Origin of the sequence: Tenacibaculum todarodis (assembly GCF_001889045.1) — a bacterium.
Lineage (GTDB): Bacteria > Bacteroidota > Bacteroidia > Flavobacteriales > Flavobacteriaceae > Polaribacter > Polaribacter todarodis.
The window spans coordinates 2,398,583-2,418,534 of the sequence record NZ_CP018155.1; the positions used below are offsets into that span (position 1 = coordinate 2,398,583).

General features: G+C 29.5%; 16 protein-coding genes. 4 read left to right on the top strand and 12 right to left on the bottom strand.

Annotated features, from left to right (window positions below):
• Positions 1-110: 110 nt before the first annotated feature.
• Both LPB136_RS10980 and LPB136_RS10985 read left to right on the top strand, forming a co-directional pair.
• Positions 111-3,746, top strand: coding sequence for a GEVED domain-containing protein (locus LPB136_RS10980; protein ID WP_072556369.1), 3,636 nt, complete (start codon positions 111-113; stop codon positions 3,744-3,746).
• A 66-nt stretch (positions 3,747-3,812) separates the two neighbouring features.
• Positions 3,813-5,681 (top strand): ABC-F family ATP-binding cassette domain-containing protein, encoded by a 1,869-nt coding sequence (locus tag LPB136_RS10985; protein WP_072556370.1) that lies wholly within the window; start codon positions 3,813-3,815, stop codon positions 5,679-5,681.
• Here LPB136_RS10985 and LPB136_RS10990 read toward each other — a convergent pair.
• Entirely contained in the window at positions 5,678-6,394 is a 717-nt protein-coding gene (locus LPB136_RS10990) for a 3'-5' exonuclease (RefSeq protein WP_072556371.1), read from the bottom strand. The genes LPB136_RS10985 and LPB136_RS10990 overlap by 4 nt on opposite strands.
• A 166-nt stretch (positions 6,395-6,560) precedes the next feature.
• Here LPB136_RS10990 and LPB136_RS10995 point away from each other — a divergent pair, with 166 nt between their 5' ends.
• Positions 6,561-7,259 (top strand): response regulator transcription factor, encoded by a 699-nt coding sequence (locus tag LPB136_RS10995; RefSeq protein ID WP_072556372.1) that lies wholly within the window; start codon positions 6,561-6,563, stop codon positions 7,257-7,259.
• Positions 7,260-7,269: 10 nt separating this feature from the next.
• Positions 7,270-8,310 carry a sensor histidine kinase gene (locus tag LPB136_RS11000; protein WP_072556373.1) on the top strand — a complete coding sequence of 347 codons (1,041 nt, stop codon included), beginning with the start codon at positions 7,270-7,272 and terminating at the stop codon, positions 8,308-8,310.
• Here the strand turns inward: LPB136_RS11000 and LPB136_RS11005 are convergent.
• From LPB136_RS11005 to LPB136_RS11055, 11 genes are all read right to left on the bottom strand, one after another.
• Positions 8,275-9,333 carry a glycosyltransferase gene (locus LPB136_RS11005; protein WP_072556374.1) on the bottom strand — a complete coding sequence of 353 codons (1,059 nt, stop codon included), beginning with the start codon at positions 9,331-9,333 and terminating at the stop codon, positions 8,275-8,277. The genes LPB136_RS11000 and LPB136_RS11005 overlap by 36 nt on opposite strands.
• A gap of 189 nt (positions 9,334-9,522) precedes the next feature.
• Complete coding sequence (gene purD, locus LPB136_RS11010) at positions 9,523-10,797, bottom strand: phosphoribosylamine--glycine ligase (protein ID WP_072556375.1); 1,275 nt, start codon at positions 10,795-10,797, stop codon at positions 9,523-9,525.
• Between the two features lie 37 nt (positions 10,798-10,834).
• A complete protein-coding gene (locus LPB136_RS11015) occupies positions 10,835-11,560 on the bottom strand; it encodes a glycosyltransferase (RefSeq protein ID WP_418361241.1) in 726 nt (241 codons plus the stop codon).
• 20 nt (positions 11,561-11,580) lie between these two features.
• On the bottom strand, positions 11,581-12,585 hold the full coding sequence (locus LPB136_RS11020; RefSeq protein WP_158009634.1) for an O-antigen ligase family protein: 1,005 nt from the start codon (positions 12,583-12,585) through the stop codon (positions 11,581-11,583).
• A 200-nt stretch (positions 12,586-12,785) separates the two neighbouring features.
• A complete protein-coding gene (locus LPB136_RS11025; RefSeq protein WP_072556378.1) occupies positions 12,786-13,964 on the bottom strand; it encodes a glycosyltransferase family 4 protein in 1,179 nt (392 codons plus the stop codon).
• Positions 13,951-15,225: an O-antigen polymerase gene (locus LPB136_RS11030; protein ID WP_072556379.1), complete on the bottom strand. Its 1,275-nt coding sequence runs from the start codon at positions 15,223-15,225 to the stop codon at positions 13,951-13,953. The genes LPB136_RS11025 and LPB136_RS11030 overlap by 14 nt, the downstream gene beginning before the upstream one ends.
• Positions 15,222-16,496 carry an oligosaccharide flippase family protein gene (locus LPB136_RS11035; protein ID WP_072556380.1) on the bottom strand — a complete coding sequence of 425 codons (1,275 nt, stop codon included), beginning with the start codon at positions 16,494-16,496 and terminating at the stop codon, positions 15,222-15,224. Before LPB136_RS11035 ends, LPB136_RS11030 begins: the two co-directional genes overlap by 4 nt.
• Position 16,497: 1 nt before the next feature.
• Positions 16,498-17,043 (bottom strand): dTDP-4-dehydrorhamnose 3,5-epimerase, encoded by a 546-nt coding sequence (rfbC, locus tag LPB136_RS11040; protein WP_072556381.1) that lies wholly within the window; start codon positions 17,041-17,043, stop codon positions 16,498-16,500.
• Positions 17,043-17,897 carry a glucose-1-phosphate thymidylyltransferase RfbA gene (gene rfbA / locus LPB136_RS11045; protein WP_072556382.1) on the bottom strand — a complete coding sequence of 285 codons (855 nt, stop codon included), beginning with the start codon at positions 17,895-17,897 and terminating at the stop codon, positions 17,043-17,045. Before rfbA ends, rfbC begins: the two co-directional genes overlap by 1 nt.
• Positions 17,897-18,904: a dTDP-glucose 4,6-dehydratase gene (gene rfbB, locus LPB136_RS11050; protein ID WP_072556383.1), complete on the bottom strand. Its 1,008-nt coding sequence runs from the start codon at positions 18,902-18,904 to the stop codon at positions 17,897-17,899. The genes rfbA and rfbB overlap by 1 nt, the downstream gene beginning before the upstream one ends.
• A 3-nt stretch (positions 18,905-18,907) precedes the next feature.
• Complete coding sequence (locus tag LPB136_RS11055; RefSeq protein ID WP_072556384.1) at positions 18,908-19,945, bottom strand: hypothetical protein; 1,038 nt, start codon at positions 19,943-19,945, stop codon at positions 18,908-18,910.
• Positions 19,946-19,952 lie beyond the last annotated feature (7 nt).

Consider the following 19,952-nt stretch of genomic DNA (forward strand, 5'->3'; position numbering starts at 1 on the left):
ATATTTGTTAAGCTATTGATAAAAAAACCCAAATATTTTAAAGTATAATTCAATTAAAATCTTTTTTTATTAATAATATTTTAATTAACCCTATTTTAACCCCTTTAATTATGAGAAAAAAGTACTTTAAAAATGCTTTGTTTTTTTCTCTTGCCCTTATGGGAGCAACTTTAGTTAGTGCTCAAAATAAACAAGAGATAAACAAAATCAAGAGCAGGTATAATCTTGAAAAACTACAAAAACTTGAAAATTCTTTCAAAAAAAATTCATCAACAGTAAAACAAAAAGCAATAGAAATTGCACGTCAAAAAGGATGGAAAACTAAGTTTACCACACAAGACGGACGTATGTTGGAATTACAAAAAATAGTAAATGGCAAGCCAATTTATTACACCACATTTAATGTTGCTGCTGCAAAATCTACAAGAACAGATCATTTAAATAATGGTGGTTCATTGGGTTTAAATCTAATGGGTCAAAACATGACTGCTCACGTTTGGGATGGTGGTTTGGCTAGAGCTTCGCATCAAGAATATGATGGAGCTGGAGGAAATAACCGTTTCTCTATTGGAGATGGAACAACAGCTTTACATTACCATTCTGCTCACGTAACCGGAACAATTATGGCTTCAGGTGTTGTAGCAAATGCAAAAGGTATGGCACCACACGCAAAAGCAGTTGGGTATGATTGGAATAATGACACTTCTGAAGCTACAAGTGCTGCTTCAAACGGAATGTTAGTTTCTAATCACTCTTATGGTTTTGCGGCAAGAAACCAACAAGGTCAACCTCAGCTTCCAGATTATTATTTTGGAGGATATATTACAGATTCTAGAGATTGGGATAACATTATGTTTAATGCACCAAACTATTTAATGGTTGTTGCTGCTGGAAATGATGGAAATGATAATTCTGCAAATGGAGCTCCATTAGCTGGAAATTCTTCTTATGATAAACTATCAGGTCATGCAACTGCAAAAAATGGTTTAGTTGTAGCAAATGCAAATGATGCAAATATTGATGCAAACGGAAATTTAATTTCGGTTACTATCAATAGTTCAAGTAGTGAAGGACCAACAGATGATTATCGTATAAAACCAGATATTACTGGAAATGGAACGGGAGTTTATTCAACTTATGAAACAAGTAATACAGCATATAATAGTATTACAGGAACATCAATGGCATCACCAAATGTTGCGGGTTCGTTAATATTATTACAACAACATGCTAATAATGTAAATGGTTCGTTTATGAAAGCTGCTACTTTAAAAGGATTAGCTCTTCATACTGCAGATGATGCAGGATCAAATGGTCCAGATGCAGTATTTGGTTGGGGTTTAATGAACACTAAAAGAGCAGCAGAAGCAATTACAGAAAATGGAAATGAATCTAAAATTGAAGAATTAACTTTAACAAGTGGTCAATCTTATCAAATTACTGTAGATTCTGATGGAGTTAGTGATTTAATGGCTTCAATTTCTTGGACAGACAGAGCAGGTACAGCTTCAACGGCTACAAACTCTACTTCTTCAGTTTTAGTAAACGATTTAGATGTTAGAGTTTCTAAAGGCGGAACAAATTATACACCTTGGAGATTAACAGGAGTTACAACTAATGGTAAAGGAGATAATACTAAAGATCCTTATGAAAGAGTTGATGTTGCTAATGCTTCAGGAACTTACACAATAACAGTTACGCATAAAGGTTCTTTAACTGGCGGAAGTCAAAATTATTCTTTGGTAGTAACAGGTTTAACTGGAACTCCAGTTGTTTGTAATGCTACAACACCTACAAATTTTACTATTGACGGATTTGGTTCTTCGACAGCCTCTATTTCTTGGAATGCAGTAACAGGAACTTCTTATGATTTTAGATATCGTCAAACAGGAACTTCTTCTTGGACCACATCTTCTGAATCAGGAACTTCTAAGTCTTTATCAGGATTATCACCTCAAACATCTTATCAAGTACAAGTAAGAAGTAAATGTCCAGATAATTCTACATCTGGGTATTCTAATTCAGTAAGTTTTACTACTACAGAAGTACAATTAAACTATTGTGATTCAAACGGAAATAGCGTTGCAGATGAATATATAGGTAAAGTTGTTCTTGGAAGTATTAATAATACAACAGGAGCTTCATCAAGTGGGTATGCAGATTATTCTTCAATAAATACTAATTTAACAAAAGGAACTTCTTCAACAATAACAATAACGCCAACTTGGACAGGAACTTTATATAACGAAGGTTATGCCGTATTTATTGATTATAATAAAGATGGAGATTTTTCTGATAGTGGAGAAACTGTTTGGACAAAAGCGGCATCGCAAACTACGCCAGTTAGCGGCTCATTTACAGTGCCAACATCTGCCGTAACAGGTTCTACAAGAATGCGTGTTGTTATGCAATATAATGCAGTTCCATCTGCATGTGGTTCGTATAATTATGGAGAAACAGAAGATTATACTGTAAATTTAGTTGGAGATGTTGCAGATACAACTGCGCCAGTTATAACACTTAATGGTTCTTCAACAATGAATTTAACGGTTGGAGATGCATTTACAGATCCAGGAGCAACAGCTTCAGATAATATAGACGGAAATTTAACTTCAAGTATTGTTACTACAGGAAATGTAAACACATCTTCTGCAGGTTCATATACTTTAAACTATAACGTAAGTGATGCAGCAGGAAATGCAGCAACACAAGTTAGTAGAACCGTTAATGTTAATGCAGATACACAAGCGCCAACTGCACCAACAAGTTTATCAGCTTCTAGTGTAACGCAAACAACTGCAACTTTAAACTGGTCTGCTTCTACAGATAATGTAGGTGTAACAGGATATGAAGTATTTAGTACAGGAACAAGTATTGGAACTGTAACAGGAACATCTGCAAATATTACAGGTTTAACTGCAAATACATCTTATTCTTATACTGTAAGTGCAAAAGATGCTGAAGGAAACACGTCAAATTTAAGTAATACAGTAACTTTTACAACCTTAGGAAATCAAGTTTCTTATTGTGCTTCAAAAGGAAATCGAGTTACCTACGAATGGATTGATAATGTGGAATTAGGAGGAATGACAAATGCATCTGGAGCAAATGCTGGATATGGAGATTTCACTTCTAAAACAGCAACACTTGTTCAAGGTAGTGGAACTAACGGAATGATTGTTAGTGCAGGATTTGCAAGTACAGCTTATACAGAACATTGGGCAGTTTGGATTGATTTTAACCAAGACGGAACTTTTGATGATAATGAAAAAGTTGTTTCTGGATCTTCTTCAAGTGCAAATAACTTATCTGCAAATGTAGCAGTGCCGGCAAACGCACTTTTAGGACAAACAAGAATGCGTGTTTCAATGAAATACAATGCAGCGCAAACAGCTTGTGAGACTTTTGCAGACGGAGAAGTAGAAGACTATACGGTAAATATTATATCGTCAGCTTCTTCATCAACTTATTACACAACTTTTTCTGATCCAAAAGGAGATCCTTTAGGAAACGAAGCTTCATTAAAATTGACTGCTTATCCAAATCCAGCAACAAATTACATTCAAGTTAAATACGGAAGAAATAAAGAATTAACTTATCGTATGATTAATACAATTGGTAGAGTTGTTAAAAAAGGAAAAATTACAAGCAGTACTATTGATGTAAGTGACTTACAGAGAGGTGTGTATATTATAGAAGTTAATGATGGTCAAAAATCTATAACATCTAAATTAGTAAAAAAATAAAAAAAGTAATAATTCAAATTTTAAACCTCGGGCATCTGCTCGAGGTTTTTTAGTTACTTTTGGCACATGAATTATGTATCGGTAGAAAATATTGCAAAATCTTATGGAGAAAAAATCTTATTTCAAGATATTTCCTTCGGAATAAATAAAGACCAAAAAATTGCTTTTGTTGCTAAAAACGGGAGCGGAAAAACTTCAATCTTAAACATTATTGCTGGCTTAGACACGTCAGATACTGGTCAAGTAGTTAGTAGAAAAGGTATTCATATTGCGTATTTAGCTCAGAACACAGAGTTAGATCCAAATTTAACTATTGAAGAGGTTATTTTTTCTACGGATAATAAAATTTTATCTATTGTAAAGCAATATGAAAAAGCGTTATTAAATCCAGATGATGGTGATGCATATCAAGAAGCATTTGAGTTAATGGAACAATACAATGCTTGGGATTTTGAAACACAATACAAGCAAATTCTATCTAAGTTAAAATTAGACGATTTATCGCTAAAGATTTCTGTGCTTTCTGGAGGTCAACGTAAAAGATTGTCGTTGGCAATTGTGCTAATTAGCAAACCAGATTTATTAATTCTTGATGAGCCAACAAATCACTTAGATTTAGAGATGATTGAGTGGTTAGAAGCATATTTTGCTAAAGAAAAAATCACCCTTTTTATGGTAACACACGACCGTTATTTTTTAGAACGTGTTTGTAATGAAATTATAGAATTAGATCAAGGAAAACTATATAAATACAAAGGAAATTACTCATATTATCTTCAAAATAAAGAAGAGCGTTTAGCTTTAGAAGCAACTAATTTAAGCAAAGCAAAAAGCTTGTTTAAAAAGGAATTAGATTGGATGCGAAAGCAACCAAAAGCAAGAACAACTAAATCTAAGTCAAGAACAGACGATTTTTACAAAATAAAAGAAAAAGCACACCAACGTAGACAAGATCATCAAGTTCAGTTAGAAATTAACATGGAACGTTTAGGAAGCAAAATTTTAGAACTTCATAAGGTATCTAAAGCTTTTGGCGAAAAGAAGATTTTAGATGGATTTGAATACGTTTTTAAGCGTGGAGAACGCATTGGTATTATTGGCAAAAACGGAACTGGTAAATCGTCTTTTTTAAATGTGATTACACAAAAATCTGAAGTTGATTCAGGGAAAGTTGTTTTAGGAGAAACTGTAAAGTACGGTTATTACACGCAAGCCGGAATTGTTGTAAAACCAGGACAAAAAGTTATTGAAGTTGTAAAAGAATTTGGAGAGGAAATTCCGTTAGCCAAAGGAAGAAGAATTTCTGCTTCTCAATTATTAGAGCGCTTTTTGTTTGATAAGAAAAAACAATATGATTTTGTTGAAAAACTCTCTGGAGGAGAACAAAAACGCTTGTATTTATGTGCAGTTTTAATCCAGAATCCAAATTTTTTAATTTTAGATGAGCCAACAAACGATTTGGATGTAGTTACCTTAAATGTCTTAGAAAATTTCTTGCTAGATTTTCCAGGAAACCTAATAGTTGTTTCTCACGATAGATATTTTATGGATAAAATTGTTGACGGTTTATTTGTCTTTAGAGGAGAAGGCGTAGTTGAGAATTTTCCTGGAAATTATTCAGATTATAGAGCATATGAAAGCTCTAAGCCAAAGGAGAAGGCAGAAAAAAAGACTGAAAACAAACCCAAAGAAGTTCAGCAAAAATCAGCACCAAAAGGAAAGCTAAGTTTTAATGAAAATAGAGAGTTTGGCTTGTTAGAAAAAGATATAGAAAGCCTTCAAAAAAGAAAAAAAACTATTGAAGAACAATTTCTAAATGTTGAAATATCTCCTGAAGAAATTGCAGAAAAATCGCAAGAATTACAAGAGATAATTTCTTCTTTGGAAACAAAAGAAGAGCGTTGGTTAGAACTTTCTATGAAGTTAGAAGGTTAAACGCTAATAATTTCATTATCCTTTACTAACGGCTTGTTTAAAAAACGAAGAAGTAATTGTGCAACAGCTACAGTATCTCTTTCACAATATTCTACAATTCTGGGTAAGTTTTTTTCCTTGTAATATACGTTAGCTACTTCACTTCCGTCAATATCTTGTTTTGGAGAAGGAATTCCAAGAATAGTAGTAAGTAATTTAAGCGAAGTATAGTGTTTATAATCGCCAAATTTCCAAAGCTCTAAGGTGTCCAAATGTGCAATTTCCCAAGGTTTTTTTCCGAAAAGATTAAGTTTTTCTGGCAATTCAACTCGGTTAATTATCATTCTTCTAGCAATGTATGGAAAATCGAATTCTTTACCATTATGAGCACATAAAACATGATTTTTCTTATTGAAATGACTATCTAACAATCCTTTAAAGTTAATTAATATTTCATGTTCATTATCACCATAAAAAGAAGTAACTCTAAATTGTGTTTTTCCTTTTATTTCAACAAAATAACCAACAGAAATACAGATTATTTTACCAAACTCTGCCCAAATTCCTGCCCTGTCATAAAATTCTTCTGGTGTAAACTCTTCTTTACGTTGATATTTTGTTTTAGCAGCATATAACTTTTGTATTTCAATAGAAACATCAGTCCATTTTTCTTGTTGAGGTACAGTTTCAATATCTAAAAATAAGATATTTTGCACCTTCTTTTTTTCTAGCATCTTTTTCTTTTCGTATAAAAATACAAAGAAAATAACAGAACTAAAACTCTTTTAATTAAGATGTTTTTTTAAGGTTGCTGTAATATTAAATCAACGTTAAGTTAAATGTTATACCGCTATGTTTAGCTTTTTATCGTTATTTTTGGTTGTTTCAATTAAAAAAATAATGAAAACTAAGAATATAAAAATTTTACTAGTAGATGATGAACCAGATATTTTAGAAATTGTAGGTTACAATTTAAAATCTGAAGGATATCAAATATTTACGGCTAAAAATGGTATAGAAGCTGTTAAACAAGCTAAAAAAGTAACTCCACATTTAATCTTATTAGATATAATGATGCCTGAAATGGATGGTATTGAAGCATGTGAAAAAATTAGAAAAGTTAAAAACTTAGAAAACGTAATTATTTCTTTTTTAACAGCAAGAGGAGAAGATTATTCTCAAGTAGCAGGTTTTGATGCTGGCGCAGATGATTATATTACAAAACCAATAAAACCAAAGGTTTTAGTAAGTAAAGTGAAATCTTTATTACGCAGATTAAAAACAGCAGAAGAAGCAAGTACAACTACAACAATTGGAGATATTGTTATAAATAGAGAAGAATACGTTGTTTTTAAAGCTGGCAAAAAAATTGTTTTGCCACGTAAAGAATTTGAGCTTTTCTCTTTACTGACCTCTAAACCAGGAAAAGTATTTAAAAGAGAAGTTATTTTAGATAGTGTTTGGGGAAACGAAGTAGTTGTAGGAGGAAGAACAATTGATGTTCATATTAGAAAACTAAGAGAAAAAATTGGAGACGATTTCTTTAAAACGGTAAAAGGAGTTGGCTATAAGTTTGTTTTAGAAGGAGAAGACTCTTAATTTTGGCTTAATGAAAGTCAAAAAAACCTATCAATACGCCCTTAGATCATCTTTATACTTAACGCTAATTTCGGTTGCCATTGCTTTAATTTCTTATTACTTTTTATTTAAATCTTTTGGAATAGTTTCAGTAATAACATTTGCATTTGTTCTGTTTATAGTAGCTTTTTTTGTTATTCAATATAGAGCGGAACACTTTATATACCAGCGAATTAAAAAAGTATATGAAGATATTTCAATTTTAGATGTTAACGATTTAAAACGAGATAACATTACCACAGATGTAGAAACACTTTCTAAAAGTGTGCAAGATTACGTAGAAGGTAAAGCTATTGAAATTAAAGATTTAACAGAAAGAGATTCTTTTAGAAGAGATTTTTTAGGCAATGTTGCACACGAATTAAAAACGCCACTTTTTACAGTTCAAGGCTATATTTTAACATTAATCGAAGGTGCTGCAGAAGACAAAGTTATTAGGAAAAAATACCTCGAAAGAGCTAATAAAGGAGTAGAAAGATTAACTTCAATAGTTAAAGATTTGGACATGATTACCAAGTTAGAAACTAATGAATTAAAAATAAATATAGCACCTTTTAATATTTTAGAATTGGTACAAAACGTGTTCGATTTGTTTGAAATGAAGGCAAAAAAACGCAGTATATCTTTACAATTCGATAAAACTTATGAATTTCCAATTTATGTTAAAGGAGATATAGAAAAAATTCAACAAGTACTTATTAATTTAGTAGTAAATTCAATTAAATACGGTACAGTTAAAGGAGTTACAACGGTTTCTATTGAAAGTTATAATGAGCATAAATTTATAATTAAAGTTTCAGATAATGGAGAAGGAATAGAACAAAAACATATTTCTCGTCTGTTTGAACGTTTTTACAGAGTAGATCAAAGTAGATCTAGAGAACAAGGTGGTTCTGGGTTAGGTTTGTCTATTGTAAAACACATTATTGAAGCCCATAACGAAACTATCTTATTAAAAAGTACGTATGGTGAAGGCTCAGAGTTTTCTTTTACGCTCGAAAAGGCTAAATAAGGTTGGATTTAGCATAGTTTCTTTAGATTTTAAACCCGAATAGCCTGATAATTCTAATATTTTTTCAACTGTAAAATATTCCTCAGAACAAAAAGGAGCCATATTTTTTTGCTTTAAATAAGCTGCTAGATATTCTTGTTCTGATTGGTTTTTAGTTGGAATAAAAAATACTTTTTTATTCAATACAGCTAAATCCATAATTGAAGAATAACCGCTTCTGCAAATAATTATTTCTGAAGAATTTATAGCATTTTGAAGCTCATCAGAAAGCATAAAATTATAGGTTTTAATATTATTTTTTTCAGAAATTTTTTGAACGTCCTCTATTTTTCCTTGAACTAAAATTACTTGTTCTTTATAATTTGAAAATTCATTTTTTAGCTTCAGTTCTAAAAAACTTCTGTTAGGTTCTGGACCTGAAAGAATTATTAAAATATGATTTAACTTTGGAAGATTTTCTTTTTGAAATCTACTAAGAACTCCAATGTACTTTATGTTTTTAACAGTATTTGTTGAAGACAATTTTCCAGAAAATAATTGCTCTTTAGTATCTGGAATCCAGCATTCATCAAATTTTTTGATGAATTTTTGATGAATTTTACTAGTTAAAAAAGTTGTAACACCCGATAAAACATTTAGTTGATGTGTTATGTAAACTGAAGGAACTTTAGTACTTCTTATACCAAGTCGATTATCAGAAATTACACCAACAACATCTTTGTTATCATTAATGAAATTATCAATAATAACACGTTCTTTTTGTACAGCTTTCCAAATTTTTGGAGCTTGAAAAAGTAAATTTAATTTTAAGTTTTTACCATATTTAATATGATAACTAGGAAGTTCTATGGTTTTTAAACCTGGGAATTCTTTCTGTAAAAAAGCAAGAGCATTTCCATCAGAAGCAATTATTGGAATAAATTTTTCTGAAATTATTGCATTAATAACGGGCACACAACGAGTTGCATGACCTAAACCCCAATTTAAGGGCGCAATAATTATTTTCCGTTGGGCAGAATTCATTTATTATTCAATTTAAATACTACCAAGTTTATAAATAAGACTTAAATTTTAAGTGGTTATTTTACTGCTTAAAAAGTGCGTTAAGGATTGAACGGTTTGTTTGAGCTCTTTTTTGGTTGTTGAGCGTAGTCGAAACACTAAAAAAAGCGAGTAGTGAAAGCCTGTTAAAACGCCCAAATAAAAATATTTTTAAACTAAATCAAATCCAATATCTTTTCTGAAATTCATCTTTTCAAAAGAAATTTTTTCGATAGAATTATAAGATTTTTCTAAGGCTTCTTCAATGGTATTTCCAAAAGAAGTAATTGCCATTACACGACCTCCATTTGTTAAAACTGTATCGTTTTCTAACTTTGTTCCTGCGTGATAAACAATAGAATCGGTTACGTTATCAAAACCAGTAATTTCTTTGTTTTTCTCGTAAGCTTCAGGATAACCACCAGAAACTAACATAACTGTAGTTGCTGTTTTAGGCGTTACAGAAAACGATTTTGTGTCTAAATTTTGATTAGCAACACCATCGAACAATTCAAATAAATCGGATTCAATTCTTGGTAATACAACCTCAGTTTCCGGATCACCCATTCTAACGTTGTATTCTACTACAGAAGGATTTCCGTTATCGTTCATTAAGCCAATAAAAATAAAACCACGGTAATCTATTCCGTCTTTTTGTAAGCCTTTAATCGTTGGTTTAACCACTAATTCTTCCACTTTATTTAAAAAAGCATCATCGGCAAAAGGAACAGGAGAAATTGCGCCCATTCCGCCCGTATTTAAACCAGCATCACCTTCACCAATTCTTTTATAATCTTTAGCTGAAGGTAAAATTTTATAGTTTTTTCCGTCAGTTAAAACAAAGACAGACAATTCAATTCCTTTTAAAAATTCTTCAATAACAACGGTTGTAGAAGCTTCTCCAAACTTATTATTAGCAACCATTTCTTCTAATTCGGTTTTAGCTTCGGCTAAAGAATTTAAAATTAAAACCCCTTTTCCAGCAGCTAAACCATCTGCTTTTAACACATAAGGCGGTTCTAATGTTTCTAAGAAAGCAAAACCATCTGTTAAGTTTTCTTTGGTAAAAGACTGGTATTTTGCTGTTGGAACACCATGTTTTTGCATAAATTGTTTAGAGAAATCTTTAGATCCTTCTAACAATGCTCCGTCTTTTTTAGGACCAATTACTGGAATGTTTTTCAATGCTGCATCAGCGAGAAAGAAATCATGAACACCTTCTACTAAAGGCGCTTCTGGACCCACAACCACCATTTTAATATCATTTTTTAATACAGCGTCTTTTACCGCATTAAAATCTGTTGGATTTATGTTTAAATTGGTTGCTATTTTATGTGTTCCTGCGTTTCCAGGAGCTACAAAAATGGTGTTTACTTTTTTACTTTCAGTAAGTTTTAATGTAAAAGCGTGCTCTCTACCGCCAGAGCCAAGAATTAATATGTTCATTGTTATTTGTTGTGTTGTTGTTGCAAATATATGAAAGTTACCACCAACCCCATTTATTAAAATACTTGATTGCAGAAGAAATATGAAAAAAGAATAAACGTAGGTTTTTAGAAGAACCAAAATCTGCAATATGTGTTATTTGTTCTTTCGGATAAAAGAGTTTTTTTGAATTATTTTGGTCAATTTTTTTACAAATATCTACATCTTCTAAATATAGGAAATAACGTTCATCAAAGCCTTTAAGATTAACAAAATCTACCGTTTTAAACAACATAAAACAACCAGAGATAAATTCTGGATAAAATGGTTTTGATAAGTCATTCTCTTGGTATTCTTTTTTGTGATTTCTAGACTTAAAAATACCTAATCTTCTACTAATTAAATCGATTGGTTTTGGGTACTTTCTACAAGAATATTGATGTTTTCCATCAGAAAAAACAACTTTTGGAGCAATCATAGCAACACCTCTTTCAGCGGACAATTTAGTACATAAGTTAGGAATAACTGTTTCTGAAAAAGAAACGTCTGGATTTAGAATTAAATGATAATTAGAAAGGTTTTCTAACTGATTTATAATTGTATTATGTCCGGAACCAAAACCTAGGTTTTTATCATTAAAAATATAAATAACGTCCTTATGGTTGGCTATTTTTTTTAAAATATCTGTAGGGGAATTATCAACTAAAAAAAGTTTTTTTGTTAATGGTGTTTTCAAAAAACAATCAACTGTATGTTGAAGTGTTTTTTCATCGTTTTTATACAAAACAATAGTTGCTGATATGTCTACTTTTTTGGGTTCGATTTTAGTGGATTTTTTACAAAAATAGTCATAAAAAACAGCATAAATACTACTCCATAAACACGAGATAAAATGTTTTCAGTAAACAAAGACAATGTAATTAGTACCAAAAAGTAAAAGTATACCCAATCTTTTTGTTTTAAACTGATTTTATAATGCCAAAAAAGCATCAACAAAAATAAAAGTAAACACAAAATACCGGCACTTCCTATGAGAAAAGAGTAATAATTATGAGAATTGTAATGTATTTTTTCTGCATTATTAAATTTAGAATAACATTCATTCAAAATTCTTTCAAAAGATATAATTCCAACTCCAGTAATCCAATTTTCTTTAATAATTGGTGCTGTACAATGATTTAAACCGATTCTTATTTGTGCCGAAGTTGGCCATTTTTTATTTGGTAATTCAAATTGCTTTGCAGAAGCTACTTCTACTACTTTTTTTTGTAAAGGTTGAATGAAATAAATGGCAGTACTTATTGATAAAATAACTATTAAAAATGCTATTATTTTATTTTTATAAGTTGTTTTATTTCTAAAAAACTCGATTACTAATAACAATAACAAAACCAACAAAATAGCTCTAGAAGCCATCGTTAGTATTAAAAAAGTAAAAAAAGTGATGAGTAAAAATTGAATAGCTTTTTTAAACTTTAATTGTTTAAAAAGTAAAATTACAATACTCATAAAAAAGAACAAACCAACATAATGTGGATGAATACTTAACACAGGAATTTCTTCAGATAAAACAATAAATTTAGTTCCATTTAAAAGTGAATAGTAACTAGAATATCCAATAATATAAACACCTAATAAAAGGGAACTAACTACAAATGTTTTAAGAATTGTTATTTGTTGTTTTTTAGTAATTTCTGATCGAGTAATAAACCATATAATAGGGAAAATAAGTAGTGAAATAGAGGGTTCTAAATATTTAAATGTTGAAGAAAAACCATCTTTAAATCCTGAAACTACAATTAGAAACAAAAAAAATGCAATTTGGATGCCAAAAAAAGTTATGTTGAAATGAGAACTCTTTCTATTAGGCTTGTAAACAAAGTAATTAATTATAGAAAATAGCGAAAATATAGCAATTGCAACGGAAACTAAAAAAAAAGGAAAAATTGGAAAACAAGCCAAAACTAGTAGGCCAACATATTCCCATTTTATGTTTTTAAAAAGATGCATTAATCAATTAAATACTCTTTTAACAATTGTTCTACTTTTTCTTCTGAAAAAGTTTTTTTAATATATTCTTTTGCATTAATCCCTATAGCATCTCTTAAGTCTTTATTTGCTAAGTAGTAGTTTATTTTTTCTGCAAACGCACTTGGATTGTCTTCAATAATTATTTCATTATTAGTAACATTTACAAGTCCCTCTGCGCCTAAATTTGTAGTAACAACGCACTTTTTTAAGTACATGGATTGCAAAATTTTGTTTTGAACTCCTGCTCCAGAAACCATTGGAGCTACAATTATTTTAGATTCTTTAATTTCTCTTTCTATATCTTCTACATAACCTGTTACATTTATATTATTATGTACAGATAAGTTTTTAATTTGCTCTGTTGGTTGTACACCAACAACTTCAAATTTTATTGTTGGATTTTTCTTTACAACATGAGGTAAAATCCTATTAATAAAATAAAATACAGCTGTTTGGTTAGGCTCATAATCCATTTTTCCAATAAAGCAAATTTTATGCTTCTCTGGTATAGTATAATTGTTTTTAACGATATCTGGAAAAATACAGTTTGGTACTACTTTTATACTCTTTTTAGAGTTTTCTGATAAAATATACTCCTTATCTACATTAGAAATAATAATAGATTTATCAAACTCATTTAAGATTCTTTCCTCGTATCTTTTTAATCTGTTTTTATCAATATAATAGAGTAATTTCCACAAGCCAAAATTCTTTTTTTGATACGCTTTTTCGTAATTCATAGAAATAGCATCAACAAAATCTACAATTTTAATAGTATTAGAATGTTTTTGTACATACTTAGTTGTTCTTATTGTATGGCAAAAAACATAAGGATATTTTTTAATGTTTCTATCTATCCATTTTTGTACTTTTCTACTATAAAAATAATTTGTTTGTAATGGATCTGAAGTAAAAAGACCTCTTAAAGTGTTTAAATAATATTGGCTCTTTTTAAATGTATACCAATGTAAATCTTTTGTGTATTTACTTAATTCTTTTATGGTTGAATTTTCAACAGGACCATCAGTTAGAAACAAAAGATCTATGTCAAAATGTTTAGATAAAATGCGTAAGTTTTGATACATACGTATTTGACCACCGCTTAATAAAGGATAGGGTGCTCTAAAAAAAATGAGTAATAATTTATCTTTTCCCAACGAGTTCTTTTCTTAAATTATTAGAGTTAATAATAGCTAGCAAAATCCATGGTATTGGATTGCTAATTTGTCCTTGAACCAAAATTAACATTATAGGAACTAACCACTGTAAACCTCTTTTAATGTTATTTCCAGTATTTTTAAAGATACTTAAAAATACAAATATAAAACCCGCAATTGAAAAAATGCCTAAATCTCCAGCAAGATTTGCAAAATAGGTTTGGGCTTTTAGAGGAGTATTATAGAGAACTGCTGTTTTAAAGATCCAATGTTTAGACATTATTTCTGGAAATTGATTACCGATAATTTTAAAATTGTTTTGAAACTCTCCAATTCCCCAACCAAATGGCGCAAATTCTATTGAGGTAAAACCAAAGTAATTAATTATAAAACGTGTACTTCCACTTTGTTCCGCAAGTAGTAATTTTTTAAACCCATCTTCTTTATAAAAATAGTCGGTTACATTATTAAATACCTGAGAAACACGACTATCAATAAAAAATAATGCAATTATTAATACTAAAAAAATTGAAGAAAATATTATTATTTTCTGTTGAGAAATTTTTTTCAGCATTTCAAAAGGCTTATTTCCTAAGTAAAAAAAGAAAATATAAATAAATACATATAGAAAAACTAAAGCCGATTTGGATAAAATAATAACGATTAGTAGCGCTATCTTATACCATTTTACTGATTTACTTTTGTATTGAAATAAATCTAACAAAACAAGCAACAAAACCGCTGGAAAAGCAAAATAACTTGGTTCTGGAGCTATTAAAGAGAAACCTCTTATAGAATCTCCATCAATCCAACCAGGACGAGGAATAAATAAGGAATAGAACCACTTTATAAAATCATACAACAATGGAATTTTAAAAAAAATAACAGATGCCAAAACAATAAAAAGCAAAGAAATATATTTTACTTTTTTTAATGAAAGTAAATGTATTTTGTTTTTAAATGAAAAATAAATAACGGGCCCAACTAAATAGGTAAAAAAAGCTATTAAACCTGTTTGATATAATATAAATTGAATTGTAAAATATACGGTAAGAATGATAAGGTGTAAAACTAAAAACTGATCTAAAAAAGCAAGTTTTATTTTATTGAAAAAAACCAGTACTAATCCTAAAAAAAACAAGATAAAAGGTTGTGTTTCTACACCAATAGGTAGTTTTTTTAAATAAATAAAAAAACATAATACAAAGATTGTATTAAGAATAACTTTTTCGTTTATGTAATATTTTAAATGTTTTTTCAAACCAATAAATTTCTTTTATAAAAAGAATATATGCAAAGTATGTTTAAAAAAACATAACTAATAGCTACAGTTATTGATGCTCCCAAAACTCCATACTTAGGAATTAATACAAAGCATAAAATAAGATTTAAAATAGCAGAAACTATATAAATGTTTCTATATATTTTTTGCTTGTCTGTAACCATTAAAAATAATCCAAAGATTGCAGTAATTCCATATAAGAATTGTCCAACCAACATAATTATTAATTCTAATGTAAAATCTGCGGAAAGATTAAAAATACTTAGAAAAAATGAAGGAAAAAATAAGACTACAATAAAAACAGGAAGTGTTGCAAAGAATATCATTTTTAAAGAAGACACAAATAATTTACGAAGCTCATAGGTTTTCTTAGACCAAAATAATTCAGCAATTTTAGGGCCAATAATTGCAAAAGCTATGGTAAAAACCAAACAAGCTGTAATGCTAATTTTATAAATAATTGTAAAATCTCCAACAGCCTTTATATCATAATAATATTTTAAAAAGAAAAGACTTGCTTCCGAAAGAGAAAAAGAACTTAAACCCATAATCATTAATGGAGTGGCAGTTTTTAACAGTGTGTTTTTGCTAATATCAAAACTTTTTTCAGCAGTGTTCTTTGCGGATTTTAAAGCGAAATAAATAGAAGGAATTAACGTAATTATGGTAGCGGCAAAAATGCTAAACAAAATTAAATTAAAGTAATCTTGAAAAGAAGAAACACTAAAAATAATTCCTATTATAACAACCAGGGGAAAAACAATGTTCCTAAGACTTTCTGAAACAATAATATTTTTATTCCCTCTAATATATTCAATATTAAAATATTGAAAAACGTACAAAGCAACCAATAAAATTAATACATACGGGTTGTATGCTTTAAAATCTGAAAATAAAGAATTGTTAATTAAAGGAGATAAAAGATAAATTAATAACCCTGCGATTAAAAGCAATATAGAGAGTATAGATAAGCTCCTACTGTATAATTCTGTTTTGTTTGAAGAAAAGCGATGTAATAAAGGTATTATAGCATAATTTAATCCGCCAGTACATAAAATTGTTGCTAAAAAAAGAGAAATAAGAATAATATTATAAAACCCAACAGAAGCTACTCCTATTTTATTGGAGATGTAAAAGATTAAAAAATAATTTAATAGTATACCAATAGCTTTGGTTATAAAACTTGCAAAACTGCCCGATAAAACTTCTTTAAAGCTATCGTTTTTTATGAGGTTTTTTAAAAACCGCATTTTATAAAACTATATTTTTTAAAAGTGGAAGTGTTTTGTCTTTTCCGGAAAGAATAATTTCATTTTCACTTAACATCCAATCTATTTTTAAGTTAGAATCGTTGTAAATAATTCCACCTTCAGAAGAAGTATCGTAATAATTATCGCATTTATATGCAAAAATAGTATTGTCTTCCAAAACCGAGTATCCATGCGCAAAACCACGTGGCACAAATAGCTGTTTTTTATTTTTTTCTGATAAAATAAGAGAGAAGTATTTTCCGTAGGTTTTAGATTTTGGTCTAATATCTAAAGCAATATCCAATACTTTTCCTTTAATAACTCTTACTAATTTTGCTTGTGCAGAAGCTCCTTTTTGAAAATGCAAACCACGTAAAATACCTCTGTTAGAAAACGCTTCGTTATCTTGAACAAAGTTAATTTCTAAACTTGTTTTTTCTTTAAATGTTTGTTTATTAAAACTTTCAAAGAAGTAACCTCTATCATCACCAAAAACTTTTGGTTCAATAACAAAACAATCTTGTAAATGTGTTTTTGTAACAATCATTAAATTTCTAATAAATGCTTACCATAACCACTTTTAAGTAGTGGTTTTGCTAGCTTATGTAACTGTTCTTTAGAAATAAAACCACTTTTGTAGGCAGCTTCTTCAATTGAACCTATTTTTAAACCTTGGCGTTCTTCTATAACCTGTACAAATTGCGAAGCTTGATTTAAAGAAGCAAAAGTTCCTGTATCTAACCAAGCAGTTCCTCTATCTAAAATTGAAACTGTAAGTTTATGTTGTTTTAAATACTCTTTGTTAATATCTGTAATTTCTAACTCACCTCTTTTACTTGGTTGTATATTTTTAGCAATACTTACAACGTTATTATCATAAAAATATATCCCAGGAACTGCGTAATTAGATTTGGGTTTTTTAGGTTTTTCTTCAATAGAAATGGCATTTCCATCACCATCAAACTCAACTACACCATAACGTTCAGGATCGTGAACATGATATGCATAAATAATTCCGCCATTAGGATTGTTGTTAGATTTTAACAATTCTGCTAAACCTGTTCCATAAAAAATATTATCGCCTAAAATTAGTGCAACTTTATCGTTTCCAATAAACTCTTCACCAATTAAAAAGGCTTCAGCTAATCCGTTTGGGTTTTCTTGAACTTCATATTGAAAATTACATCCTAAACTTTTACCGTCTCCTAATAATTTTTTGAATAATGGTAAATCTTGTGGTGTAGAAATAATTAATATATCTTTAATTCCTGCTGAAATTAAAGTAGAAACTGGATAATAAATCATGGGTTTATCATACACAGGCATCAATTGTTTACTAACCGCTAAAGTAAGTGGGTGTAAACGTGTTCCTGAACCTCCTGCAAGTACAATTCCTTTCATTATTTATAGTTGTTTAAATACCATTTTATGGTTTTAATGATACCAGTTTCAAAATTTTCTTCTGCTTTCCAATCCAATTCCTTTTCAATTTTAGAAGCGTCTATTGCGTATCTATAATCGTGTCCAGGTCTATCTGTTACAAAACTAATTTGATCTTTATACGATTTTTCTTTAGGTTGAATTTCATCTAATAAATTACAAATAGTAGTTGCAATATACAAATTGTTACGTTCGTTTTTACCGCCAATATTGTAGGTCTCTCCAGTTTTACCTGTTTTGTAAGCCAAATTGATGCCCTTACAATGGTCCAAAACATACAACCAATCTCTTATGTTTTTCCCATCTCCATAAATGGGAATGTTTTCACCAGAAATAGCTTTTCTTATAATTGTTGGAATTAACTTTTCATCATGTTGTTTTGGTCCGTAATTGTTTGAACAATTTGTGGTAACAACGTTCATTCCAAACGTGTGAAAATAACTTCGTACCAAAAAATCTGAAGATGCTTTGGAAGCGCTATATGGGCTGTTTGGCGCATACGGAGTTTCTTCAGTAAACAAACCTGTTTCTCCCAAGGTTCCATAAACTTCATCAGTAGAAATATGATGAAATCTAGCATTTAAAAATGCTGTTTTATATTCATTTGGAGCTTTCATCCAGTGGTTTCTTGCAATATCTAGAAGCGTAAACGTACCAAAAACGTTGGTTTGTATAAAAGCATCTGGATTTTTAATTGAATTATCTACATGAGATTCTGCTGCAAAATGAATAACACCTTTAAAATTATATTTATCAAAAAGAGATTGAATAAAATTACGATCACAAATATCTCCTTTTTCAAAAGTATATCTTGTGTTTTTTTCAATTTCAGAAAGGTTTTCTAAATTACCAGCATAGGTAAGAAGATCTACATTTACAATGTGTACATCTGTATTTTCTTCAAGAAAATAAGGGATAAAATTACTCCCAATAAAACCAGCTCCTCCTGTTACTAAAATTGTTTGCATTACTTACTTTTTGTAATTTTTTAAGTAATTATTTAATTGTAATAACAATAGAAATAGTATCATAAGTGATACACACAAAGCTGCAATTTGAAATCCTAAATTTTTTGAAATACCTGTAATTTTATAACCGTGAGATTGTAGTTTAGAAATAACGTTTATTACTTCAGATTTTCCAGATTTATCATCAGTTACCCTTTTTAATTCTTCATTTAAAGACCTCTTGGTTTGAAAAAGTTCCAGTTCTTTTGTAGAAGAAGACTTTCCACCTAAATCAATATTAGTAGCAGCATTATCTTTCTTAGCTTTTTCTAACAGCACGCTTTTATATACGGCTAATAATGCATCCGTTTGCACTAAATCTTTACGCAATAAAGAATCCGTTCTATTTAGATTTTCGTTGTTTAGATTTTTAACTTTATTAAAATATTCATTCTCTACAATTGAAGAAATAATTACACCACTTAAACTGCCAAAAACATTTTTATCAGTTGCTTTTACTTGTATTTGATGCGTTTTATAATCATAATCAGTAAAAGCTCTTTTAAATTTATCAAAAGAGTAACTTTTTGCAGTAAGTGTATCTACTTCAAGTATTAACTCATCATAAGCAGTAATTATATCATTTTCGCTTTTTAAAGGAAACATTTCAAATTTCTTTAAAGAAGCGGCTTCCGTAGTAGAAATTTTAAAAGTCTTAGCTAATAAAATACTATCCTCTTGTTTTACTAAGTCGTTATAATACTTTATGTTATTATACAGTTGACGAGAGCTTTCAAAGTTGGGTTGCACCAACATATCCGCTCCATAATGTTGATCTTTATTCAACTCTAAAATAAATCCAATTGCTCCTCCAACAATAGCTGCAACACCTAGTTTTATTGCGTTTTTTTTAAGAAACAGTAATGTTTTAATTAAGAAATGAAAAAAACTTTTAAATATACTTGCTATAAAATTGAAAAACCGCTGAATTCCGTTACCTAAAATTACAAACAAAGAACCTATTTCTATTTCTTCGTCGTTGTTTTTTGGATTGTTTGACATAGTTTAA